The following is a 24,526-nucleotide window of genomic DNA, read 5'->3' on the forward strand; positions in this document are numbered from 1 at the left end:
CGCTCGGGCGTTCAGGTCATGCGTCGGCGGTCAGGCCGCCCGCGCGAGGCTGCCGCGGAGCTCCGCATAAGCCCAATCGATCCACGGGAAAAGCGCCTCGATGTTCGCAGTCTCGACGGTCGCCCCGCACCAGATGCGCAGGCCGGGAGGAGCGTCGCGATAGGCCCCGAAATCATAAGCCGCGCCGCGAGCCTCGATCATCTCCACCAGATCCTTGGCGAACGCGGCGAGCGCCGCCGGGCCGCGCGAGACGATCTCGGGGTCGACGATCTTCAGGCACACGCCGGTATTGGCGCGCGTCGTCGGATCTTCGGCGAGGTAGTCGAGCCAGGGCGTGCGGGCGACATAGGCCGCTACCGCTGCGGCGTTGCGGTCCGCGCGCGCGATCAGGCCCTTCAGGCCGCCGACGGAACGGCCCCATTGAAGCGTATCGAGGTAATCCTCAACGCAGAGCATCGAGACCGTATTGATGACATCGCCTTCGAACAGGCCCTCGTCGAGCTTGCCGTCCTTCGTCATGCGGAAGAGCTTCGGCAGTGGCCAGGACGGGGTGTAGCTCTCGAGCCGCTCGACCGCGCGGGGGCCGAGGACGAGGACGCCGTGCGCCGCCTCGCCACCCATGATCTTCTGCCAGGAGAAGGTCACGACATCGAGCTTGTCGTAGTCGAGCTCCATCGCAAAGGCAGCCGAAGTCGCGTCGCAGATCGTGAGGCCGCCGCGATCGGCCGGGATCCAGTCGCCGTTGCGGACATGGACGCCAGAGGTCGTGCCGTTCCAGGTGAAGACGACGTCTTTCTCGAAGTCGACCGCGCCAAGATCCGGCAGTCGGCCGAACTCGGCGGTGCGCGCGATCGTGTTCGGGAGCTTCAGCTGCGCGACGGCGTCGGTCACCCAGATCGCGCCGAAGCTCTCCCACGCCAGGACCTCGACGCCGCGCGGGCCAAGCAGCGACCACATCGCCATCTCGACGGCGCCGGTGTCCGAGCCCGGAACGACCGCGATGCGATGAGACGCAGGAACGCCCAAGACCTCTCGCGTGAGTTCAATGGATTGCTTGATCTTGGCCTTCGCCATCGCCGAGCGATGCGAACGGCCAAGCGCCGCGCCGGCGAGCGCGTCGAACGACCAACCCGGACGCTTGGAGGTGGGGCCGGAAGAGAAGTTGGGGTTCGCCGGGCGAACCGTGGGCATGCTGTTGATCATCGCGTCCACCAAGGAGCCGGTCGCAAGCGGGCGAGCCGGATCGAGAGCGATAGACGCGGCTTCCGCACGCCGTCAAGCATGGCAGGCCGCCCGGAACCCGAACGAAACCAAAGGTGAAGGCCTTAAACGAGGAAGGGGCGGCCCCTCGCGGCGCCGCCCCTTCCCCAACTCATCCGAAGTCGCTGAGGATCAGTCGAGCATGTAGCGGACGCCGACCCGGAACTCATGGGCCTGGATGTCGTCGACCTTGACCTTGCCGCTTCCGCCGGCGAGGGCGAGCGACTTCGTCTTAGCCTTACCCAGATCGACGAAGCGGTAGTTGGCGTCGATGATGACGTTCGGCGCAACTTCGTAGCCAACACCAGCCATAAGGTTCCAGGCGAAGTTCCAGTTGCTGTCGCCGCGCGGCGAAGGCGCCGCGCTCGAGCTGTAGTGATTGATGTCAAGGTATGCCGTGCCGATACCGCCGCCGACATACGGCGTAAAGCCGTAGAACGTGCCGATGTCGAAGTAAGCGTTCGCGAAGATCGTCACCGCGTCGATCTTGGCTTTCTCGTTGGTGGTGCCCGCAACGCAACCGCCGGGGCAATCGAGGCGGCCGCGGAACTTGGACGGGGTCTCATAGTCCGCAGTCACGTCGGTACGGAACCACTCGCTCCACTTGTAGCCGACGCCGCCGCCGACGATGCCGGCGTCTTTCATCTTCTCGCCGCGGAAGTTCGGGTTACCGCCGAACGCGTCATTGTTGTAGCGGGCCTTCGGGTCGCGGTAGACCTTGTAGCCGACGTCGCCGCGGAGGTACCAGCCGCCGGTCGCAACGGGGACCGGCTCCAGAACCGGAGGCTCCGGCAGGTCGGCCGCCTGGCCGACGGCAGGCAGCATCGCGAGAACGAGCGCTCCGGCGAGCGCAAAGATCGAAAGCTTGGCCATACCGCCATGTCCCTGATGTGCGGCGCCTAGTAATGGCGAGGCGATCCGCGTGAATCCGTGACTGGCAATCTGGCAGCAGCTGGTTAATGCCGACTTAACCTTAACTCTTAGGGTTACTACACTTAACGGCGATTGCTCGATGTGGCTTCGGCGCAACAATAGGCTGGGCGTCAGGTGATCCGCGGCAACTGCGCTCAGGCGGCGGCCTTCGAGATAACGTCGACGACGTCGTTAACGATCGTGGTGACGAGGTCGCGATCGTCGCCTTCAGCCATCACGCGGATGACGGGCTCAGTGCCGGACGGGCGGATGACCAGCCGTCCCTGCGCGCCGAGGCGGTCGGTCGCGGCAGAGATCGCCTTGCGTACCGCGTCGTCGTCCAGCGGTCGGCCAGACTTGTAGCGGACGTTCTTGAGGATCTGCGGCAGGGGCTCGAAGCGGTGGCAGATTTCGGAGACTGGCTTGCCGGCCTTCTGCACGACTGCAAGCAGTTGGAGCGCCGCCACGAGCCCGTCGCCGGTCGTGGCGTAGTCTGACAGCACGATATGGCCGGAGGGCTCGCCGCCCAGATTGTAGCCCCCCGCCCGCATGCGCTCGACGACGTAGCGATCGCCGACAGGCGTACGCTCGAGAGTCAGTCCGATCGAGGTCAGGTAACGTTCGAAGCCAAGATTGGACATTACGGTGGAAACCAGGCCGGGCGCCGACAGGAGGCCCTGTTCCGACCAGGAGGCGGCGACCACCGCCATCAACTGGTCGCCGTCGACCACCTGGCCCTTCTCGTCGACAATGATGACGCGGTCGGCATCGCCGTCGAGCGCGATGCCGACGTCGGCGCGGGTCTCGCGGACCTTGGCGATCAGCGCGTTAGGCGCGGTCGAGCCGACGTCCTTGTTGATGTTGACGCCGTTCGGCTCCACGCCGATTGAGACAACTTCGGCGCCGAGCTCCCATAAAGCCTCGGGGGCGACCTTGTAGGCGGCGCCGTTGGCGCAGTCGACGACGACGCGCAGTCCGTCGAGCGAGAGGTTACGTGCGAGGGTGCGCTTGGCGAACTCGATGTAGCGGGCCTGGGCGTCGTCGATGCGCTTGGCGCGGCCGATCGCGTCCGACAGCGCGAAGCGCGGCGAGAGATCCTGCTCCAGCATCGCTTCGATCTCGAGCTCGACCTCGTCGGAGAGTTTGTAACCGTCGGGCGCGAACAGCTTGATGCCGTTGTCGTCATAAGGGTTGTGCGAGGCGGAGATCATCACGCCGAGATCGGCGCGCATCGAGCGGGTAAGCAGCGCGACGGCCGGCGTCGGCATCGGTCCGAGCAGCAGCACGTTGCAGCCCACCGAGGTGAAGCCCGCCTGGAGCGCGCTCTCGATCATGTAGCCGGAGAGCCTTGTGTCCTTGCCGATCACCACGCGATGAGCGTGATCCCCGCGGCGGAAGGCGAGGCCCGCGGCCATGCCGACCTTCATCGCGAAATCGGGCGTGATCGGAAACTTGTTGGCCCGCCCGCGAATGCCGTCGGTGCCGAAATACTTGCGCGTCATGCGGATCTCCCCGCCCGGTCGGGGAGCCCGCGCCGGCTTGGTCGTCAGTCGTCGGCGGGGACCATAGCGTGTCCGGGTTCAGAAATCGTGTGCGCCGTTCGGAGACGCCCGCCTGAGCGCCCGACGTAATGCAAAGAAAAAGGGCCAGACGTTGGGTCCGGCCCTTTCAAAATCATCGGCGCTTGATCACGCCGTCGGCTGAGGCTCGAGGCCCGCATCTGGACGCGGCCGCGGTTTGCCGGCGCTCGGCACCGCGGAGCCGCGTGGCGTCGGAGGCTCGTCGGTCGCATCCCGCACCGGCGGGTTGCCGGCGAGGATGTCCTTGATCTCCTGACCTGTCAGCGTCTCGTATTCGAGCAGCGCCTTGGCGAGCGTGTCCATCTCCTCGCGCTTTTCGGTGATGATACGCTTCGCCGTCTCGTAGCCCTCGTCGATGAAGCGTTTGATCTCGTTGTCGATCTTCAACATCGTCGTGCCGCTGACATTCTGCTGGCGAGCGACGGACATTCCGAGGAACACCTCGTCCTGGTTCTCGCCATAGGCGACGGTGCCGAGCTCCTTTGAGAAGCCCCACCGCGTCACCATCCCGCGCGCGATGTTCGTCGCATGCTGGATGTCGGACTGGGCGCCGGCGGTCACCTTGTCCTCGCCAAAGAAGATCTCCTCCGCGACACGCCCGCCCATCGCCATCGCAAGGCGCGAGGTGAGCTGTTCGTAGGAAATCGAGATCTGGTCGCGCTCCGGCAGGTACTGCACCATGCCCAGCGCCCGGCCGCGCGGGATGATCGTGGCCTTGTGGATCGGGTCGTTCGCCGGCGTGAACAGCGCCACCACCGCGTGGCCGGCCTCGTGATAGGCGGTGACCTTCTTCTCCTCGTCCGTCATCACCATGCGGCGCTCGGCGCCCATCATGATCTTGTCCTTGGCCGAGTCGAACTCGGCCGAGGTGACCATGCGCTTGGAGCGGCGGGCGGCGAGCAGCGCCGCCTCGTTGACGAGGTTCATCAGGTCGGCGCCCGAAAAGCCCGGCGTGCCGCGCGCGACCGTCTTGAGGTCGACGTCCGGCGCCAGCGGCACCTTGCGGACATGAACCTTCAGGATCTTCTCGCGACCGATGATGTCGGGGTTCGCCACCACGACCTGGCGGTCGAAGCGGCCCGGCCGCAGCAGCGCGGGGTCGAGCACGTCCGGACGGTTGGTCGCGGCGATGAGGATGATGCCCTCGTTCGCTTCGAAGCCGTCCATCTCGACGAGCAGCTGGTTGAGGGTCTGCTCGCGCTCGTCATTGCCGCCGCCGAGGCCGGCGCCGCGATGACGACCGACTGCGTCGATCTCGTCGATGAAGATGATGCACGGCGCGTTCTTCTTCGCCTGCTCGAACATGTCGCGCACGCGGCTCGCGCCGACGCCCACGAACATTTCGACGAAGTCGGAGCCCGAGATCGTGAAGAAGGGCACGTTCGCCTCGCCGGCGACGGCGCGCGCGATCAGCGTCTTGCCTGTGCCGGGAGGGCCGACGAGCAGCACGCCGCGCGGGATGCGGCCGCCGAGGCGCTGGAACTTCTGCGGGTCGCGCAGGAACTCGACGATCTCCTCGAGATCGCCCTTGGCCTCGTCGACGCCGGCGACGTCCTCGAACGTCACGCGGCCATGCGCCTCTGTGAGGAGCTTCGCCTTGGACTTGCCGAAGCCCATGGCCTTGCCGGCCCCACCCTGCATCTGGCGGGAAAGGAACACCCACACGCCGATAAGCGCGATGAAGGGAAGCCACTGCAGCAGCAGCGCGACGAACCAGGGCATGTTCTCGCCCGGCGGACGAGCCGTGATCGAGACGCCCTTGCCGTAGAGACGCTGGACGAGCGACGGATCGTTCGGCGCGTAGGTCTGGAACTGGGATCCGTTGGTGTACTGGCCGGTGATCGTCTGGCCCTCGATCGTGACCGCGCGCACGCCGCCATTATCGACCTGGCTCAGAAGCTCGGAGAACGAGACCTCGTTCACCTGACCGCGCTGCCCCGGATTGTTCTGGAACAGCGTGAACAAAGCCAGCAGCAGCAGGACGATGATCACCCAGAGGGCGAAGTTCCTGAAGTTCGGATTCATTGGAGCCTTTGCGCCTCTCGGAGCGGAACGCCGCGCCGAGAGGGCGCGCCCGCTGCTCGAATGTAGGCTCTGCCGGGCGGGATGCCAAGGTGACGAGGAAGGACCGCCGGAAGATCGACTTGACGGCCGCCCGACTACCGCCGGCAATCGCGCCTCGCTTCGCCACAATCGCGATCCATATGCAGTTCAGGGGCGCGCGAGGAGGCGCGGGAACGATGACGACGTTCGACAAGCGCGAGCAGGCTTTCGAAGCCATGTTCGCCCATGACGAGGAGCTCAAGTTTCGCGCCTATGCGCGCCGCAATCGCCTTCTTGGCCTCTGGGCCGCCGAGAGGCTCGGCAAATCGGGCGAGGCCGCTCAGGCCTACGCCAAGTGCGTCGTGCTCGCCGACTTCGAAGAGGAAGGCGACCATGACGTGTTCCGCAAGGTGCGGGGAGACCTCGAGCAGGCCGGCGTTCTGGAAAGCGACACGGAGCTGCGTCGCCTTATGGACGAGTTGCTGATCACGGCGACCACCCAGTTGAAGACCGAAGACGGCGTTTCTTTTTGATTTGAACGACCGCTCGACCGTCGCGTTAAGCAGCCGTCGGCGGGGCGTTGGATGACTGTTTCCCGAGGAGCCGGGTTCCCATGACATTTCGATTGAAGGCCGCGCTCGGCGCGGGACTGCTGATGATGTCGGCCGGCGCGGCCTCGGCCGCCACCGCGACCGCCGTCACGGCTCTCAATGTGCGTTCCGGCCCCGGCGGGTCCTATCCCGTGGTCGACACGATGCCCGCCGGCGAGACCGTGAACGTGGTCGGCTGTGAAGCCGGCTGGTGCGAGATCAGCATGGGCCGGGACGGAACCGGCTTTGCGAGCGAGAGCTATCTCGATCTCGGCGGCCGGCCCGGACGCTCAACCGTCGTGGTCGAAGAGCGCGAACCCGAGGTCATCACCGGCCTCTCGATCGGCGGCTACTGGGGCAATGATCCCTATTACTATGACGACGGCTTCTATTATTACGGCGGCCGCTGGTACGGCGAACGGCCGGGCCGGCCGGGTTGGGAGCGCTCCTGGCGGCGCGACCACCACCGCGGCGGCGGCCGTGACTTCGGCGACCGCGGCGGACGTCCAGGCTGGGGCGATCGGGACCGCGGAGGCCGTCCGGACCGGGCCGATCTCGGCGGCGGAGGAGGACGGCCGGATCGCGGAGACGGCGGCAGGCCAGGCCGCGGTGGTGGCGACCGGGATCCTGGCGACCGCGGCGGACGCGACCGGGCTGAAGGGCCGCGCGGCGACGCCGGCCGCAGCGAAGCGCGGGTCGATCGCCCCGCTCCCTCCCGGATCGAGGTCGACCGAGGCTCTGCTGGCGGGCGGGACGAGAGCCGAGGACGAGACGGCGGCGGCGATCGCGGCGTGGGCCGTGGCGGCGGCGGCGGAGACCGCGGTGACCGCGGTGACCGCGTTGGCCTGGACCGGGCGCGCTGAACCCAGACAGACGCGGCGGGCAAAGAGCCCGCCGCTTTTTTATGAGCGTCCTCAGCTCGCGCCGAACACCCTGTCGAACACGGCGTCGACGGCCTTGAAGTGGTAGCCGAGGTCGAAGACCTCCTCGAGCTCAAGAGCCGTCAAATAGGTGCGTACAGTCTCGTCGGCTTTCAGCAGCGTGAGGAAGTCGCCCTCCCCGCGCCAGACCGGCATCGCGTTGCGCTGGACGAGCTTGTAGGCGTCCTCGCGGCTTGCGCCCTTCTGGGTCAGCGCCAGAAGCACGCGCTGGGAATGCACGAGGCCGCCGAGCCGGTCGAGATTGGCCTGCATGCGGTCCGGATAGATCAGCAACTTCTCGATAACGCCGGCGATGCGCGAGAGCGCGAAATCGAGCGTCACCGTCGCGTCCGGTCCGATCATCCGTTCGACCGAGGAGTGCGAGATGTCGCGCTCGTGCCAGAGCGCCACGTTCTCCATCGCCGGCAACGCGTAGGACCGCACCATGCGCGCGAGACCCGTGACGTTCTCCGTCAGTACCGGATTGCGCTTGTGCGGCATGGCGGACGAGCCCTTCTGCCCCTCGGAGAAGAACTCTTCGGCCTCCAGAACCTCGGTGCGCTGGAGGTGACGGATCTCGGTCGCGAGCCGCTCGACTGACGAGGCCACGACGCCGAGCGTCGCGAAGAACATCGCGTGCCGATCGCGGGGGATGATCTGCGTGGAGACGGGCTCGACCGAGAGCCCCATCTGGCTCGCGACATGCGCTTCCACCGCCATGTCGATGTTGGCGAAGGTGCCGACCGCGCCGGAGATGGCGCAGGTCGCGATCTCCTTGCGGGCGGAGACCAGCCGCGCGCGAGCGCGCTCGAACTCGACATAGTAGCCGGCGAGCTTGAGGCCGAAGGTGGTGGGCTCGGCGTGGATGCCATGGCTGCGGCCGATGGTCGGCGTGCGGCGGTGCTCGAAGGCGCGGGTCTTCAGCGCCGCGAGCAGCCGGTCGACGTCGGCGATCAGGATGTCGGCGGCGCGCGCGAGCTGCACCGCGAGGCAGGTATCAAGCACATCGGACGACGTCATGCCCTGATGGACGAAACGCGCGTCCGGCCCGACGAATTCGCCGAGATGCGTCAGGAAGGCGATGACGTCGTGCTTGGTCTCGCGCTCGATCTCGTCGATGCGGTCGATGTCGAACTCGGCCGCCCCGCCCTTCTCCCAGATCGTCTTCGCGGCCTCCTTCGGAATCACCCCGAGCTCCGCCAGCGCGTCGGCGGCGTGAGCCTCGATCTCGAACCAGATGCGGAACCGCGTCTCCGGCGACCAGATGGCGGTCATCTCGGGGCGGGAATAGCGCGGGATCATGGGCGGTCGCTCAGGGTCGTTGGGAGGCGCGGGCGTCGTATCACGTCAAGGCGGCCGCGCAACATCGTGGGTCGTTGAACCGACGCGCTACTCGGCGCCCTCCTCCGCCTGCAGCGGCTTCAGCGTCGTGCGCTTCCGCCCCTCCGGCCCCGGTCTTCCCTCGACCAGCGCGCTAACCACGCCGTGCAGAGTCTGGATGTCCTGCTTCGTCGGCTCCATGCGGTGGATCATGTTGCGGAGGTTGCGGATCATCGACGCGCGCTTTTCCGGCGAGCGGAAGAAGCCGGCGTCGGCGAGTTCGCCCTCGAGATGGGCGAACAGCGAGACGATCTCGCTGACCGACCCGGCCGGCGACCTGGTCGGCATGTCGAAGGCCGGCGCCCCGCCGGTCGCGGCCTTGAACCACTCGTAGCCCATGAGCAGGACGGCCTGCGCGAGGTTGAGGCTGGCGTAGGCCGGGTTCACAGGGAACGTGACGACCCGGTGCGCCAGCGCCACCTCGTCGTTCTCGAGCCCCGTACGCTCGCGTCCGAACAGGATGCCGGCCTTGCCGCCGCCGGCGATATGGGCCGCGGTGAGCCGGCCTGCGGCCTCCGGTGGGTCGACGGGCTTGGCCTGCCCTCGCTCGCGCGCGGTGGTCGCGAGCAGCAGGGTCAGGTCGGCCGCCGCCTCCTCCACACTGTGGAAGTGCCGCGCGCCGTCGAGGATGTACGTCGCGCCGGCCGAAAAGGCGCGCGCGTCGTCGGCCTCGGTCCGCCCAGGCGCGCGGACGATCCGCAGGTCCGACAGCGCGAAATTCGCCATGGCCCGCGCGACAGACCCGACATTCGCCGCGAGCTTCGGCTCGACGAGGATGATCGCCGGCCCGGCAGGCAACGCCGCCGCCAGATCCGCCTTGGTGTGATCCGTTCCCGCCATGCCCTGTCCGTCCGCCGCCGTCAGCGCAGCCGATAGCAGAACGCGCGCTATCTCGGGAGCCGTTCAGCGATCCGTTTTTTCGAAAAGCGCGAAGACCAGAGCGACCGCCGGCGCTGCGGCGCCGAGGGTCGCCACGCCCTCCCAGCCGAATTGCGAGAACACCATGCTCGTCACGGCCGAGCCGATCGCGCCGCCGAGGAACAGCGTCGCGACATAGAGGCCGTTGATGCGGCCGCGGGCTGCGGGATCGAGCGCGTAGATCGTGCGCTGGCCAAGCACCATGTTGATCTGGACGCCCGCGTCGAGAATGACCGCGCCGACAACGAGTGCCGCGATCCCGAGCCATCCGCCGCCGAGATGGAGGTCCAGGCCCGCCAGCGCAAAGCCCCCGATCACAAGCGCGAAAGCGACGCGCGTGCCGGCTTTGGTGTGGCCGGAATCCGCCAGCCGGCCCGCGAGCGGCGCGACCAGCGCTCCCCCTGCGCCGGCGAGCGCGAACAGGCCGATCATCGAATGCGACCAGCCATAGGCCTCGCTGAGCCGCATGGGCGAGGCGGTCCAGAACATCGAAAAGGCGGCGAACATCGTGGCTTGGTAAAGTGCGCGGCGGCGCAACGTCGCGTGCTTGCGCCAAAGCCCGAGCATCGAGCTGATGAACTGGAAGTACGGCTCGCCGGCGGGCGGGCGGCGCGACGGAATGAGCGCGTTCAGCGCAAGCGCCGTCACCGCCATCAGAACCGCCGAGAGGCCAAACACCGCGCGCCAGCCGAGATGATCGGCGAGCACTCCCGAGATCGGCCGGGACAGCAGGATGCCGAACAGCAGTCCGCTCATGATCGACCCGACCACGCGGCCGCGGCTTTCCTCCGGCGCCATGCCGGTGACCAGCGGCAGCAGCATCTGGGCCGCGACCGAAGAAACCCCGACGAGCGCGGACGCCGCGAAGAAAGCTCCGCCTGTGGGAGCGGCCGCCGCAAGCCCGAGCGCGACGATCGCGACGCCGAGGGTGATGTTGAGCAGGCGCCTGCTCTCGACGAGATCGACCAGCGGCGCGACCGCGATCAGCCCGATTGCGTAGCCGCCTTGCGTCAGCGCGACGAGCCAGCTTGCGGAGGCCGACGCAATGCCGAGGTCGCGGGCGATCAGGTCGACCAGCGGCTGCGCGTAATAGAGGTTCGCGACGATCGCGCCGCAGGCGACCGCCGCCGCCGTCACCGTCGCGCGGTCGGCCCCGCCACGCAGGGCCAACCCGTGCGTCTCCGCCATGTCGCTTCCTCGAGTTTTGAAGTGTGCTGGCGAGATAGCGCACGTGAGCCGGCGATCACAGGGGGCGCTGACGCAGGCGAGCCTTGCGCGGCGGCGATCCAGCCGCTCCGGCGCCGCCCTTGGCCGGGCGACGCCGCGGATGCTAAGACCGGTTTTGCCGGTTTTCCGCGCGCCCGCTTGCCCCTTCAGCCGAAAAAGGCCGCTCGCCCCATGCCGAAGATCAAGGTCGCGAACCCCGTCGTCGAACTCGACGGAGACGAGATGACGCGGATCATCTGGACCTTCATCAAGGACAAGCTGATCCACCCTTATCTCGATCTCGACCTCGAATATTACGACCTAGGCGTCGAGAACCGCGACGCGACCGAGGACAAGGTGACGGTGGATGCAGCCGAGGCGATCAAGCGCGTCGGCGTCGGCGTGAAATGCGCGACCATCACGCCCGACGAAGGCCGCGTGAAGGAGTTCAACCTCAAGAAGATGTGGCGGTCGCCGAACGGCACGATCCGCAACATCCTCGGCGGCGTGATCTTCCGCGAGCCGATCATCTGCAAGAACGTGCCGCGCTTGGTGCCCGGCTGGACGCAGCCGATCGTCGTCGGCCGCCACGCCTATGGCGACCAGTACCGCGCGACCGACTTCCGCTTCCCCGGCAAGGGCAAGCTGACGATCAAGTTCGTCGGGGAGGACGGCCAGACGATCGAGCACGAGGTGTTCGACGCGCCGGCGGCGGGCGTCGCGATGGCGATGTACAATCTCGACGAGTCCATCCGAGAGTTCGCGCGCGCTTCGCTGAACTACGGACTGAACCGCAAGTTTCCGGTCTATCTCTCGACCAAGAACACGATCCTCAAGGCCTATGACGGGCGCTTCAAGGACATCTTCCAGGAGGTCTACGAGGCCGAATTCAAGGACAAATTCGCCGAAGCCAAGATCTGGTACGAGCACCGCCTGATCGACGACATGGTGGCTTCGGCGCTGAAATGGTCCGGCGGCTATGTCTGGGCCTGCAAGAACTACGACGGCGACGTGCAGTCCGACACGGTGGCTCAAGGCTTCGGATCGCTCGGCCTGATGACCTCAGTGCTGACGACGCCGGACGGCAGGATCATGGAGGCGGAAGCCGCGCACGGCACCGTCACCCGGCACTATCGCGAGCATCAGAAGGGCAAGGCGACCTCGACCAACTCGATCGCCTCGATCTTCGCCTGGACCCGGGGCTTAAGCCACCGCGCCAAGCTCGACGACAATGCCGAACTGAAGCGCTTCGCCGAAACGCTGGAGAAGGTGTGCGTGAGCACCGTCGAGAGCGGGTTCATGACTAAGGATCTGGCGCTGCTGGTCGGCGACACCCAGAGCTGGCTGACGACGCAGGGCTTCTTGGACAAGGTCGACCAGAACCTTCAAAAGGCGATGGGCTGAGGCTCTAGCCCCCGATCTCCGGCCGCGGGCCGGCGGCGAGGACCTTGAGAAGCGGGGCGCGCCGCCGCTGTTCGGCGAAGCCCAGCAGCACGGCGGCCGAGGCCGCTGCGGCCGCCTGAGCGAGCGCCTCGTCCGGAATTTCACCGGCGATCCAGAACGAAAGACACCCCCGGAAGCCGACGGCGAGCTGGGCCGCGATCTCAGCTTTGCCGACGATGCGTTCGGGAGCGAGGCCTGAGAGGTCCGCCAGCGCGATCGCCCAGAGATCCCGCGACTGAGACCATACGGCGCTTGGCGCGGGACTGACAACGCCAAGCGAGCCCACCACCGCCTTATAGACGCCCGGCCGCTCCAGCAGCAAACCGACGGCGATCCGGCTCATCGTTAGGACGCCGGCCACCGCGTCTTCCTTCCCCTTGTGCGCCTGGAAGCGGTCCGCCATGCGGCCGATGACGCGCGCCGAGAGCGCCTGGATGATCTGGGTCTTGCCGCCGAAATGATTGAACGGCGTGACGAAGCTGACGCCAGCCTCCGCCGCGAGCGCCCGCATGGAGAAATCGGCGTCCTCGCTCCGCTGCAGGAGCCGCTCGGCAGCGTCCAAGACCCCCTCGCGCGCCGCTTGTCGGTTTCTGTCACGCAGCGACAGCGCGGCCACGCCTGTCTCTCCGCTCATGGCTGCCCAAACCGTTTTTCATATTTCAATATGTTTTTCATATCATGATATGGTTTCTTGAACAAGGACGGGAGCAGGACATGGCTCAAGCCAAGACTTTCCTCATCACCGGCGTCAGCTCCGGCCTCGGCGCCGCCTTTGCGACGGCCGCGCTCGCCGCCGGTCATCGCATCATAGGCACGGTGCGCAGCGCCGACGCGGCCCGCTCTTTCGCCGCGCAAGCGCCTGAACGGGCGCATCCGCTGCTGCTCGACGTCACCGACTTCGACCGGGTCGCCGTCGCCGTGCCCGAAGCGGAGCGCAGCGCCGGTCCGATCGACGTGCTCGTCAACAACGCCGGCTATGGGCACGAAGGCATGCTCGAAGAATCCCCGCTCGACGAACTCCGCCGGCAGTTCGACGCCAACGTCTTCGGCGCGGTCGCGATGATCAAGGCCGTTCTGCCGGGCATGCGCGAACGCCGCGCCGGCCATATCGTCAACGTGACCTCGATGGGCGGCTTCATCACGATGCCGGGCATCAGTTATTATTGCGGCAGCAAGTTCGCGCTCGAAGGGATTTCTGAGGCGCTCTCGAAGGAAGTTGCGTCCTTCGGCGTGCGCGTCACGGCGCTCGCGCCGGGGCAGTTCCGGACCGATTGGGCCGGCCGCTCCATGGTCCGAAGCGCGCGCGGCATAGCGGACTACGATGCGGTGATGGACCCGATCCGGGCCGCGCGGCTGGCGAAAAACGGCAAGCAGTCGGGAGATCCCGCGAAAGCGGCGGCCGCCCTTCTAACGCTGGTCAAGGCCGAGGATCCGCCGGTCCGGCTCTATCTCGGCGACGACGCGCTGAAGCTCGTCGAGGACAAGATCGCGGCCATGAAGGCGGAACTCGCCCGCTGGGAGAACCTCTCCCGCTCCACCAACTTCGCCTGAAGCCGTCAGGCCGCGGCGAGCAGCGCCGCGACCGCGTCGAGCGCCTCGCTGGCCTTCGCGCCGTCGGGGCCGCCGGCCTGAGCCATGTCCGGCCGGCCGCCGCCGCCGGAGCCGCCGAGCGCGGCGGAGGCGGCGCGGACCAAATCGACGGCGTTGAACTTCGCCGCAAGATCCTGCGTGACGCCCACGACCACGCCCGCCTTGCCCTCCGCCGTCACGCCGACGATCGCCGCGACGCCGGAGCCGAGAGACCGCTTGGCCTCGTCGACGAGGCCCTTGAGGTCCTTCATCTCGATGCCTTCCACCGTGCGGGCGAACAGTTTTATGCCCCCGACGTCGCGCACCGCTTCCGCGCCGCCCGAGCCCTCGCCGGCCATCGCGAGCTTCTTGCGAGCGTCGACCAGTTCGCGCTCGAGCTTGCGGCGTTCTTCGACCAGCGCCTCCACGCGGGCGACCACATCCGCCTCCTGCGTCTTGAGCAGCAAAGCAAGCTCGGCGACGCGCGCATTCTGCGTCTCGAAATGCTGGCGGGCCGCCTCCCCTGTCAGCGCCTCGACGCGGCGGACGCCCGCGGCGACCCCGCTCTCGCCGACGATGGTGATCGCGCCGATCTCGCCCGTCGCGCCGACATGCGTGCCGCCGCAAAGCTCGATCGAATACGGCTTATCCTCGTCGGTCTTGCCCATCGACACGACCCGGACCTCATCGCCATATTTCTCGCCGAACAGGGCGCGGGCGCCGGAAGCGCGGGCCTCCTCGATGCCCATGACGCGCGTCGTCACCGCGTCGTTCTGCAGGACGATACCGTTCGCGATCGCTTCGACTTGGGCGAGATCGGAATCGTCGATCGGCTTCGGATGGCTGAAGTCGAAACGCAGCCGGTCGGGCGCGACCAGCGAGCCCTTCTGCGCCACATGATCGCCGAGCGTCAGCCGAAGCGCCTCGTGCAGCAGATGGGTCGCGGAATGATTGCCGCGAATCCTGCGGCGGCGAGCGTGGTCGACCGTGAAGGTCAGAGCGTCGCCGACCCGGATCGCGCCCTCGGCCACCTCGACCACATGGACGAAGAGGTCGCCGAGCTTCTTCTGCGTCTCAGTCACCTCAAGCCGAACGCCTGAAGCGGTGAGCGCGCCGGAATCGCCGACCTGACCGCCGGATTCCGCATAAAATGGCGTCTGGTTCGCGACCAGCTGGCCCGTCTCGCCGGCGTTCAGCCGCTCGACCTCGACGCCGTCCTTCAGCAGCGCAACGACGGCGCCTTCGGCCTGCTCCACGCCGTAGCCTAGGAACTCGGTCGGGCCGACGCGGTCCCGCAGGCCGAACCAGACCGCCTCGGTCGCGGCCTCGCCGGAGCCCGACCAGGCGGCGCGCGCCTCGGCCTTCTGGCGCGCCATTGCGGCGTTGAAGCCTTCGACATCGACCGCGACTCCCCGCGGGCGGAGCGCGTCCTGCGTCAGATCGAGCGGGAAGCCATAGGTGTCGTAGAGCTTGAACGCCGTGTCGCCGGCGAGGCTGTCGCCCTCGCCAAGACCGGCCGCGGCTTCCTCCAGCAAGCCGATGCCGCGCGCGAGCGTCGAGCGGAAGCGGGTCTCCTCAAGCTCCAGCGTCTCGGTGATCAGCGCCTCGGCGCGGACGAGCTCCGGATAGGCCGCGCCCATCTCGCGGGTCAGCGCCGGAACGAGCCGCCACATCAGCGGATCACGGGCGCCCAGCAGCTGCGCGTGGCGCATGGCGCGGCGCATGATGCGGCGCAGGACATAGCCGCGACCTTCGTTCGACGGCAGCACGCCTTCGGCGACCAGGAAGGCGGAGGCGCGCAGATGGTCCGCGATGACGCGGTGGCTCGCCTTCGCTTCGCCTTCGGCCGCGACGCCGGTCGCCTCGACGCTGGCGTTGATCAGGCTGCGGAACAGGTCGGTGTCGTAGTTCGACGGGACGCCCTGCAGGATCGCCGAGATGCGCTCAAGACCCATGCCGGTGTCGATCGACGGCCGCGGCAGGTCGCGCCGGTCGCCGGGCGCGACCTGGTCGTATTGCATGAAGACTAGGTTCCAGAACTCCAGGAACCGGTCGCCGTCCTCGTCCGCGCTGCCGGGAGGGCCGCCCGCGAGCTTGTCGCCCTGATCGAAGAAAATCTCGGAGCAAGGACCGCAGGGGCCAGTTTCGCCTGCCGCCCAGAAATTGTCGGACGAGGCGATGCGGATGATCTTGTCGTCGGAGAAGCCCGCAATCTTCTTCCAGAGCGCATGAGCCTCGTCGTCGTCGATGTACACGGTGACGAGCAGGCGGTCTTTTGGCAGATCGAAATGCTTGGTGACGAGGTTCCAGGCTAGCTCGATCGCGCGTTCCTTAAAGTAATCGCCGAAAGAGAAGTTCCCGAGCATCTCGAAGAAGGTGTGGTGCCGGGCCGTGTAGCCGACGTTGTCGAGATCGTTGTGCTTGCCGCCGGCGCGCAGGCATTTTTGGGCTGTGGTCGCGGTCGAGTAAGACCGACGCTCGACGCCCGTGAACAGGTTCTTGAACTGGACCATGCCGGCGCTGGCGAACATCAGCGTCGGATCGTTGCGCGGAACGAGCGGACCGGACGCCACCGGCGCATGACCCTCCCCGGCGAAATAGTCGAGGAAGGTCTTACGGACTTCGTTGACGCCGCTCATCGTTCCCAAACTGCCTGGCCGGACTTCTGATGTCGGAGGGGCGGCCGAAAACAGCCGACGCCCTGTCGCAGCCCGCGATGCGAGAGCTGCGACAGGGCGCGGCGCACATTACCCGCGGCCCTAAGCCCCTGTCCAGAAAGCCCGGCGCGGCGCCTCGCCGCCCGAAGGCGACAAATCAGTCCGTGTCGTTCTCGGGATCATTCGGATCGATCTCGTCGAAGATCTTGTCGGCGATGACGCCCGAGGCCTCGCGAACCGCGCCCTCGATGCGGCGGGCGACCGCCTCGTTCTCCTTGAGATAGGCCTTGGCGTTCTCGCGGCCCTGGCCGAGGCGCTGGCTGTCGAAGGAGTACCAAGCGCCGGACTTCTCGACGATGCCGGCCTTGACGCCGAGGTCGACGAGCTCGCCCACCTTGGAGACGCCTTCGCCGTACATAATGTCGAACTCGACCTGCTTGAACGGCGGCGCGACCTTGTTCTTCACCACCTTGACGCGGGTCTGGTTGCCGACGACCTCGTCGCGCTCTTTGATCGCGCCGATGCGGCGAATGTCGAGGCGGACCGAGGAGTAGAACTTCAGCGCGTTGCCGCCCGTCGTCGTCTCCGGGCTGCCATACATCACGCCGATCTTCATGCGGATCTGGTTGATGAAGATCACCATGGTCTTCGACTTCGAGATCGAGCCGGTGAGCTTGCGGAGCGCCTGGCTCATCAGGCGCGCCTGAAGGCCGGGCTGGACCTCGCCCATCTCGCCCTCGAGTTCGGCGCGCGGAGTCAGCGCCGCGACCGAATCGACGACCAGCACGTCGACCGCGCCCGACCGCACCAGCGTGTCAGTGATCTCAAGCGCCTGCTCGCCAGTGTCCGGCTGAGAGATCAGCAGGTCTTCGAGGTTCACGCCGAGCTTGCGGGCGTAGATCGGATCGAGCGCGTGCTCGGCGTCGACGAAGGCGCAGACGCCGCCCTTCTTCTGGGCCTCGGCGACCGTGTGCAGCGCGAGCGTCGTCTTGCCCGAGCTTTCCGGCCCGAAGATCTCGATGATGCGGCCACGCGGCAGCCCGCCGACGCCGAGCGCGATGTCGAGGCCAAGAGACCCTGTCGCGATCGTCTCGACTTCGTTGAGCACCTGGCCGGTGCCAAGCCTCATGATCGAGCCTTTGCCAAAGGCGCGCTCGATCTGAGACAGGGCGGCGTCCAGCGCCTTGGTCTTGTCCATGGAGCTTCCTTCGACGAGGCGGAGTGCGGATTGGGACATCGCGGGTCGCTCCTTATGGCACGGTGGGCGTGAGGGCTTCAACGCGCGATCTGTACGCTATTTGTTCTCGCTCTGCAAGAGTGGGTTAAACCCCGGTCATGAAATCGTTTTCTGAAATACGTTCTTGCTATGATCCCCGGGGACCTTGTCCGGGCCTCAGACGACCATCTGGTTGCCGAGCTCGACCACCCGGCCGGCGGGGATTCGGAAATACTCGGTCGCGTCGTGCGACTGGCGGACGAGGCCGATGAAGATGTGGTCCTGCCATAGCGGCATGCCCACGCTGGCCGAGGGGCGGTAGGAGCGGCGCCCGACGAAGAACGAGGTCTTCATCATGTCGAACGGCAGGCCGTGGGCCTTCGCCTGGGCGAGCGCTCGCGGCAGGTTCGGGTCCTCCATGAAGCCGTAGCGCAGTTCGAGCGTGGCGAACTCCTCGGAGATCCGCGTCAGCGTGATGCGCTCGGCCTGCGGCACCGTCGGCTGGTTGAGGGTCTGGATCGACAGGATAACGTTGCGCTCGTGGAGCACCTTGTTGTGCTTGAGATTGTGGAGCAACGCCGGCGGCGTGATCGCGGGCGAGCTGGTGAGGAACATCGCCGTGCCCTTCACCCGCGTCGCCGAGCTTGTCGACATCGACTTCGCGAAATCCTGGATGGGAATCGCCTCGCGCTCGATGCGCCCCTCCACGAAGCGAGTGCCGCGGATCCAAGTCCACATCACGACCACGCAGATCGCGCCGAGCATCAGCGGCACGTAGCCGCCGTCTTTAATCTTGAGCAAATTGGCGCTGAGGAAGGTGGCGTCGGTGACGATCAGCGGCGTCATGATCAGAAGCGCGAGCGGCCAGCCGAACTTCCACGCCTTTGCAATGACGACGATCGCCAGCACGCTCGACATGATCATCGTGCCGACGACCGAAATGCCGTAGGCCGCGGCCAGTCGTCCGGAAGTCTGGAAGGTGATGACGAGCAGCACGACACAGGCGAGCATCAGCCAGTTCACCTTCGGCATGTAGATCTGGCCGTGCTGCGTCTCCGAGGTGTGCTGCACCTCGAGGTGCGGCAGCAGACCAAGTTGCATCGCCTGGCGCGTCAGCGAATAGGCGCCGCTGATGTTGGCCTGGCTGGCGACGACCGTCGCGACGCACGAGAACAGCACGAAGGGCAGCCGTAGCCAGTCCGGCACCATCAGAAAGAAGAGGTTCTCGATCGCCGCCGGATGAGAGACCGCGAGCGCGGCCTGTCCAAGATAGTTCATGACGAGAGCCGGAAGCACGAGGCTGAGCCAGGCGACGCGGATCGCCCGGGGACCGAAATGGCCCATGTCGGCATACAGCGCCTCCGCTCCCGTGACCGCGAGGAAGGTCGCGCCCAGCACGACAAATCCTAAGAACCCGTGCTCCACCAGAAAGTAGATCGCGTGATACGGATTAAGCGCGTTCAGCACGGCGGGCGCGTCGAAGACGTGGCTTATCCCGAGGGCTGCGAGCGACAGGAACCATACGACCATCACGGGGCCGAACAGCGCGGCGACCCGGCCGGTGCCGTAAGACTGGGCGGCATAGAGACCGAAGATGATAACGAGCGTAATCGGGAGGATGAACGGCTCGAAGGCGGGGCTCGCCACCTTCAGGCCCTCTGCTGCGGAAAGCACCGACACCGCCGGCGTAATGACGGCGTCGCCATAAAACAGAGCGGCGCCGAGCACGCCGAGCGCGACAAGAATACGACTGGGGTGGCCGAGCGCCTCTTGCGCCAGCGCCATAAGCGAAAGCGTGCCGCCCTCCCCGTGATTGTCGGCCCGGAGCAGTATCAGGACGTATTTGAAGGTGACGACGATCACCAACGCCCAAATCAGCAGCGAGGTGACGCCAACGACCTCCTCGACGTTCGGCCTGCCGAGATGCAGGAGCGATTCCCGCATTGCGTAGAGCGGACTCGTCCCGATGTCGCCATAGACGACGCCGATGCTGCCGATGGTGAGCTTGAGGAAGCCGTGACGGCTGTCTTTCGCCGCGGCGGCCGGCGCGCCGCCATGCGTGCCGGTCGAGCCCGGCGTCGAAGCCCCTGGCGCGGGTTCGGAAGGCGGAGGCGTGATGGCCGCGCCTTCGTCTTGAGCTGTCGTCATCGAAAACTCTGAACCTGCTCGCCGGAACGGGGAAGGGCTTCGGACGCGTCCGGATTATGTTCGGCCGTCATGGGCTCGGCAACAGCGCGTCGACATAGCCCAGCATCCTGTAGCTCACAAGGCCGACCCATTCCCGTACCGCGACGTCGAGACGGCCGAGCCCGCCGCTGACCGCGGCGAAGACCCTCCCCGCGTCCTGCGGCCCCCTGGTGCGGTAGTCGACCGGCCAGGCCTCTACGGCGAAGTCCGCCGCCCGAAAGCAGCCCATCGAGCGGGGCATGTGATAGGCCGACGTCACCAGCAGCCAGCGCTCGCCCGGTCGGGGCGACACCAGGTCGCGGACGAAGCGGGCGTTCTCGACCGTGTTGCGCGCCTTGCCCTCCAGAACGAGACGCTCGGGCGCGATGCCGAAGCTCTCGAACAGGCGGGCCGCGAGGTCGGCCTCAGTCGCGCCGTCGAGCACCATCTGGTTCGATCCGCCAGTGAAGGCGATCCGCGCCTCGGGCCAGCGCCGCGCGAGGCCCGCGATCTCGGTCAGCCGCTCGGCGGCCGAAGTCATAGACATGTCCCGTCGGGCGCCCGCGACCAGCGTGTCGAACGAGCCGCCGAGCACCACGATGCCGGCCGGCGCGATTCCGTCGGGAGCACGAGGGAACCGCTCCTCGAGCGGGAGGAGCAGGATGTTCGCGAGCGGCGACAATCCGCAGACAGCGATCCCGAGAATGGACAGCGTCATCACTGCGCCGCCGAGGCTCCCCGCTCCGGCAATCCACAGAACCGCGCCGACGACGCCGAAGGCCGCCAGCAGGTTCGAGGGAGCGATGAGGAAGCCGAGAACTTTGGAGACGAGGAAGAACACGGTCGCGCTCCATGACGAACTCAAGGACCGCGGCGCGATCCTCCTATCCAAGCTCGTCTTATGCGCCGCCACATAGAGCGCGGATCAGCCGGGGCGCTATGCACATGCTTACGGCGACCGAAGATCACTTCCGAGCGATGGCTCTCAGTCCCATTCAGGCGCAAAGGACGGCGAGGTGATGCGGCCGTCTTTCGTGCGGAGCGCGGAAACCCTCGACATTTCGGCCTCATCAAGCGCGAAGTCGAAGATATCGAAATTCTCCGCGATGCGCGCCTTCTTCGACGAGCGCGGGATCGCGATCACGCCGTCCTGCTGGATCAGCCAGCGTAGCGCGATCTGGGACGGCGTCTTGCCGTGAGCCTCGGCGATGGCCTTGATCGTGGCGTCCTCCGCTACCTTGCCCTTGGCGATCGGGCTGTAGGCCGTCAGCGCCATGTCGTTGGCGTCGAGCGCCGCCTTCACGGCGGACTGGTCCAGGAAGGGGTGGTACTCGACCTGATTGGTGACGAGCGGAGCGCCGGACAGGTCGATCGCCTCGCGCAGCGTCTTCACCGGAAAATTCGAGACTCCGATGTCGCGAGAGAGCCCGTTGCTGCGCACCGCGTTCAGCGCCTTCAGCGTCTCCTGAAGCGCAACGGCCGGGTTCGGCCAATGCAGCAGCAGCAGGTCGACATAGGAGACCCCGAGCTTCTTCAAGCTGTCCTCGACGGAGCGCTGCAGATCGCCGTCGCGGTAGCGATCGGTCCAGACCTTGGTCGTCAGGAACACCTCGTCCCGGTTGACGCCGGAACGCCGCAGGCCTTCGCCGACCTCGACCTCGTTGCCGTAGATCTGGGCGGTGTCGATGTGGCGGTAGCCGATCTCAAGCGCCGCCTGCACGGCGTCGCGGGCCTCCTCGCCGTCGAGCTGCCAGGTGCCGAAGCCGAGCGCCGGGATCGACGCTCCGTTGGCGGCGACGAGCGGTGATTGTCCTGCACGGGTGAGCATGGCCTGGCGTCCTTATCCTTGTGGCCCACCTGTCGGGGCGTTCACGGATTCGGGACGGCAGATGGGGCGCGCAGCCCCGATGTCAGCCCGTTCGCCGGCGGGCGGTCAGTACCCGGTGGCGGCGAAGCGGCGCCAGGCGGCGGTCGAACCGACGAACACGTTGCGATCGACGTCGCCGGAAACGCCCGCGATCCGCCCGGTCGCGGTGTGCTGCCAGAACGAGAAGTTGCGGCTCGCGTCGAACTTCAGGCTCGGATGACCGGCGACGCTGCGCAGCCAGAAGTGATGGTTCGGGAAGGAGCCGACCAGCACGTCGCGATGGAAGTCGACGCTCGTGTAGATCACCGGACGCTTGCCGTAGTGCTTCTCGACGATGCGCAGGAAGGTCGCCATCTCGCGCTGCACTTCGGCCGCCGGCGGGCGACGCTGGCAAGTCGGAGAGAGGTGGTTCCACTCCATGTCGAGCACCGGTGGAAGGGCGTCCGGATCGTTCGGCACGTTGTGGATGAACCAGGCGGCCTGCTCGGCGCCGGTGCGGCAGAAATAATAGAAGTGATAGGCGCCGCGCGGGACGCCGGCCGCCTTTGCTGCGGCCCAGTTCTCGGCGAAGCGGTCGTCGATGCGGTCGCCGCCTTCGGTCGATTTGAGGTAGGCAAACGAGGTTCCAGCCGCGCGCACCGCGCTCCAGTCGATCGGACCCTGATATTTCGAGACGTCGATGCCCTTGATCGCGTGATCCTCGGGCGTCGTTATGATGCCGGTGAGCGGGGAGCCGATGCCGACGCTGGCCGGGACCGTGGTCGTCAGCGCGGTGCGCTGGACCTCGACGTCGCCATCGATCGACGAACACGCGGCCAGAGCAAGAGCCGCCGCAACAGCCGCTGCGACGCCGAGCCCGCGCAGGGCGCCTCCCCCGATAGCTGCCATGAACCCCGATCGCTCCGATAAGACGGGATCAGCCGTTTCGACCTTGCGGCCGGATACGCCTATTACGGACGCCCGAGGATGACCTGCTCCGCGCGCTGCTGCAACTCGGCTTTCGCCACACGCTGCGATTGCTTGCGCGGATCGCTGGCGGCGTCGGCCGCGACGATGAGGCCGCTGAGCAGGCCAGCGAAAACCAGGCACCCAATAAGGCGCGCGACCATCGGCTCAATCATGGCGGCGATCCTCTTACCGTGACGATTCGAACACAGCGGAACCTACCCCGGCAAAAATGGCCAAATCGTTAACGATCCGGTCACCATGTCTGGAAGGACTTGATTCACCCTCGCGACGCCCCGTCAAAACGGGCCAAGCCGGAACCACCAGCTCGCCAGCCCGAGGAACGAGAAAAAGCCGACCGTGTCGGTCACCGTTGTGAGGAATACGCCGGAGGAGACCGCCGGGTCGAACTTCATCTTGTCGAGCCCGAGCGGGATGAGGATGCCGAACAGGCCGGCGAAGACGAGGTTCGTCACCATCGCGGCGGCGATGATGGCGCCAAGCTGCGCGCTCTGGAACCAGAGGCCCGCGATCATCCCCACCACGACGGCGCAGATAATGCCGTTCAGCAGGCCGACCAGGGTCTCGCGGCGGATGAGGCGACGGGCGTTGTGGCCGCCAATGTCGTGCGTCGCGAGCGCGCGCACCGCGACCGTCATGGTCTGCGTGCCGGCGTTGCCGCCCATCGACGCCACGATCGGCATCAGCACCGCAAGGGCCACCATCTGCTCGATCGTCGCCTCGAACAGGCCGATCACGCTCGCCGAGAAGAACGCCGTCGCGAGGTTGACGAGCAGCCACGGAACGCGGCTCCGCGCCGTGTAGAGCACGGGGTCGGAAATCTCCTCGTCGCCGGTGACGCCGCCGAGCGCGCGAAGGTCCTCGTCGGCCTCCTCCTCAATGACGTCGAGGATGTCGTCGACCATCAGCACGCCGACCAGCCGTCCGGCTTCGTCGACGACCGCGGCGGAGACGAGATTGTAGCGCTCGAAGGCGCGGGCCGCGTCCTCCTGGTCATCGGTCGCGCGGATGGTGCGCGGATCCTCCTCGAGAATCTCCGACAGCAGCTTGCTGCGGCGCGCGCGCAGCAGCCGGTCGAGCGCCACCGAGCCCAGCAGCTTGTACGCGGGATCGACGATGAAGATCTCGTAGAACGTGTCCGGCAGACCCTCGGTGTCGGCGACGTAGTCGATGACGTGGCCGACCGTCCAGAACGGCGGCGCGGCCACGAACTCCGTCTGCATGCGCCGGCCGGCGGAGCTTTCGGGATAGTCGAGGCTACGCGTCAGCGCGACGCGCTCGGCCCCGGACATCTGCTCGAGGATCTTGTCCCGGTCCGCCTCGTCGAGATCCTCGAGGATGTAGACCGCGTCGTCCGAGTCGAGGTCGCGCATGCCTTCCGCGACGGTCTCGGGCGCGAGCTCCTCGAGCAGTTGGACGCGGACGGTCTCGTCGACTTCGGTCAGGGCCGCGAAGTCGAAATCCTTGCCGAGCAGTTCGACCAGCTTCGGCCGGTCGTCGTGCTCCAGCGCCTCGATCAGGTCGCCGAGGTCAGATTCGTGCAGGTCGCCCGCGAGATCGTGGACGCGCGCGGAGTCGTTCTCGCTGATCGCCTTGGCGACGCCGTCGACGTAGAGCGCGGAGAGGCGGCCCTCCTCGGTTCGGATGTCGACCTCATCGGGCGGCGTCGCGTCGCGCGTCTCGGCGTCAGCGGTCATGCGCCCTCGCGGCGAACGGGTATGGGGATCAGGGCCTCCGGGCCCCTTTAGGCGCTCTTGTGCGCCGCGGCAACCACGCGGACGCTGAAACGAAAACGGCCCGCGCGAGGCGGGCCGTTTCGTCGACTGGAGGTCC

Annotated in this window: 20 protein-coding genes; 4 read left to right on the plus strand and 16 right to left on the minus strand. The window is 66.9% G+C overall.

Annotation, left to right across the window (positions count from 1 at the left end):
- Window positions 1–30 precede the first annotated feature (30 nt).
- The 4 genes from EYR15_RS09690 to ftsH form a co-directional block, all read right to left on the minus strand.
- Entirely contained in the window at window positions 31–1,191 is a 1,161-nt protein-coding gene (locus EYR15_RS09690; RefSeq protein WP_382239287.1) for a phosphoserine transaminase, read from the minus strand.
- A gap of 201 nt (window positions 1,192–1,392) precedes the next feature.
- On the minus strand, window positions 1,393–2,133 hold the full coding sequence (locus EYR15_RS09695; protein WP_131003348.1) for an outer membrane protein: 741 nt from the start codon (window positions 2,131–2,133) through the stop codon (window positions 1,393–1,395).
- Window positions 2,134–2,327: 194 nt separating this feature from the next.
- Window positions 2,328–3,674, minus strand: a complete 1,347-nt coding sequence (glmM, locus tag EYR15_RS09700; protein WP_131003349.1) for a phosphoglucosamine mutase — start codon at window positions 3,672–3,674, stop codon at window positions 2,328–2,330.
- 186 nt (window positions 3,675–3,860) lie between these two features.
- Entirely contained in the window at window positions 3,861–5,777 is a 1,917-nt protein-coding gene (gene ftsH / locus EYR15_RS09705; protein ID WP_131003350.1) for an ATP-dependent zinc metalloprotease FtsH, read from the minus strand.
- A gap of 215 nt (window positions 5,778–5,992) precedes the next feature.
- On the opposite strand from ftsH, the gene EYR15_RS09710 reads away from it, so the two are divergent.
- A complete protein-coding gene (locus EYR15_RS09710) occupies window positions 5,993–6,328 on the plus strand; it encodes a DUF1476 domain-containing protein (protein ID WP_131003351.1) in 336 nt (111 codons plus the stop codon).
- 80 nt (window positions 6,329–6,408) lie between these two features.
- Window positions 6,409–7,248, plus strand: coding sequence for an SH3 domain-containing protein (locus EYR15_RS09715; RefSeq protein WP_131003352.1), 840 nt, complete (start codon window positions 6,409–6,411; stop codon window positions 7,246–7,248).
- A 51-nt stretch (window positions 7,249–7,299) separates the two neighbouring features.
- Here EYR15_RS09715 and purB read toward each other — a convergent pair whose 3' ends face one another.
- The 3 genes from purB to EYR15_RS09730 all read right to left on the minus strand — a co-directional run bounded on the left by purB (window position 7,300) and on the right by EYR15_RS09730 (window position 10,791).
- The gene (purB, locus tag EYR15_RS09720; RefSeq protein ID WP_131003353.1) at window positions 7,300–8,607 is read right to left on the minus strand and encodes an adenylosuccinate lyase; all 1,308 of its coding nucleotides are present in this window, start codon (window positions 8,605–8,607) and stop codon (window positions 7,300–7,302) included.
- 87 nt (window positions 8,608–8,694) lie between these two features.
- Window positions 8,695–9,525, minus strand: a complete 831-nt coding sequence (locus EYR15_RS09725; protein ID WP_131003354.1) for an RNA methyltransferase — start codon at window positions 9,523–9,525, stop codon at window positions 8,695–8,697.
- Window positions 9,526–9,588: 63 nt separating this feature from the next.
- Window positions 9,589–10,791, minus strand: coding sequence for an MFS transporter (locus EYR15_RS09730; protein ID WP_131003355.1), 1,203 nt, complete (start codon window positions 10,789–10,791; stop codon window positions 9,589–9,591).
- A gap of 210 nt (window positions 10,792–11,001) precedes the next feature.
- Between EYR15_RS09730 and EYR15_RS09735 the strand changes: the two genes are divergently transcribed.
- Window positions 11,002–12,213, plus strand: a complete 1,212-nt coding sequence (locus tag EYR15_RS09735) for an NADP-dependent isocitrate dehydrogenase (RefSeq protein WP_131003356.1) — start codon at window positions 11,002–11,004, stop codon at window positions 12,211–12,213.
- 4 nt (window positions 12,214–12,217) lie between these two features.
- On the opposite strand, the gene EYR15_RS09740 is transcribed toward EYR15_RS09735, so the two are convergent.
- Entirely contained in the window at window positions 12,218–12,814 is a 597-nt protein-coding gene (locus EYR15_RS09740) for a TetR/AcrR family transcriptional regulator (protein ID WP_205741608.1), read from the minus strand.
- A gap of 152 nt (window positions 12,815–12,966) precedes the next feature.
- Between EYR15_RS09740 and EYR15_RS09745 the strand changes: the two genes are divergently transcribed.
- Window positions 12,967–13,803, plus strand: a complete 837-nt coding sequence (locus EYR15_RS09745) for an oxidoreductase (RefSeq protein ID WP_131003358.1) — start codon at window positions 12,967–12,969, stop codon at window positions 13,801–13,803.
- A 5-nt stretch (window positions 13,804–13,808) separates the two neighbouring features.
- Here the strand turns inward: EYR15_RS09745 and alaS are convergent, their stop codons facing one another.
- From alaS to mgtE, 8 genes are all read right to left on the minus strand, one after another.
- A complete protein-coding gene (alaS, locus tag EYR15_RS09750) occupies window positions 13,809–16,460 on the minus strand; it encodes an alanine--tRNA ligase (RefSeq protein WP_131003359.1) in 2,652 nt (883 codons plus the stop codon).
- 175 nt (window positions 16,461–16,635) lie between these two features.
- Window positions 16,636–17,715, minus strand: a complete 1,080-nt coding sequence (gene recA, locus EYR15_RS09755; protein ID WP_131003360.1) for a recombinase RecA — start codon at window positions 17,713–17,715, stop codon at window positions 16,636–16,638.
- Window positions 17,716–17,871: 156 nt separating this feature from the next.
- Window positions 17,872–19,842: a potassium transporter Kup gene (locus EYR15_RS09760; RefSeq protein WP_131003361.1), complete on the minus strand. Its 1,971-nt coding sequence runs from the start codon at window positions 19,840–19,842 to the stop codon at window positions 17,872–17,874.
- Window positions 19,843–19,909: 67 nt separating this feature from the next.
- Window positions 19,910–20,701 (minus strand): YdcF family protein, encoded by a 792-nt coding sequence (locus EYR15_RS09765; RefSeq protein WP_131003585.1) that lies wholly within the window; start codon window positions 20,699–20,701, stop codon window positions 19,910–19,912.
- A 144-nt stretch (window positions 20,702–20,845) separates the two neighbouring features.
- Complete coding sequence (locus tag EYR15_RS09770; protein ID WP_131003362.1) at window positions 20,846–21,688, minus strand: aldo/keto reductase; 843 nt, start codon at window positions 21,686–21,688, stop codon at window positions 20,846–20,848.
- 105 nt (window positions 21,689–21,793) lie between these two features.
- Window positions 21,794–22,615 (minus strand): glycoside hydrolase family 25 protein, encoded by an 822-nt coding sequence (locus EYR15_RS09775; protein ID WP_131003363.1) that lies wholly within the window; start codon window positions 22,613–22,615, stop codon window positions 21,794–21,796.
- Between the two features lie 62 nt (window positions 22,616–22,677).
- Complete coding sequence (locus tag EYR15_RS16980) at window positions 22,678–22,848, minus strand: hypothetical protein (RefSeq protein WP_165455467.1); 171 nt, start codon at window positions 22,846–22,848, stop codon at window positions 22,678–22,680.
- A 123-nt stretch (window positions 22,849–22,971) separates the two neighbouring features.
- On the minus strand, window positions 22,972–24,390 hold the full coding sequence (gene mgtE, locus EYR15_RS09780) for a magnesium transporter (protein ID WP_131003364.1): 1,419 nt from the start codon (window positions 24,388–24,390) through the stop codon (window positions 22,972–22,974).
- Window positions 24,391–24,526 lie beyond the last annotated feature (136 nt).

The sequence above is a fragment of the Hansschlegelia quercus genome (assembly GCF_004310425.1).
Lineage (GTDB): Bacteria > Pseudomonadota > Alphaproteobacteria > Rhizobiales > Methylopilaceae > Methylopila > Methylopila quercus.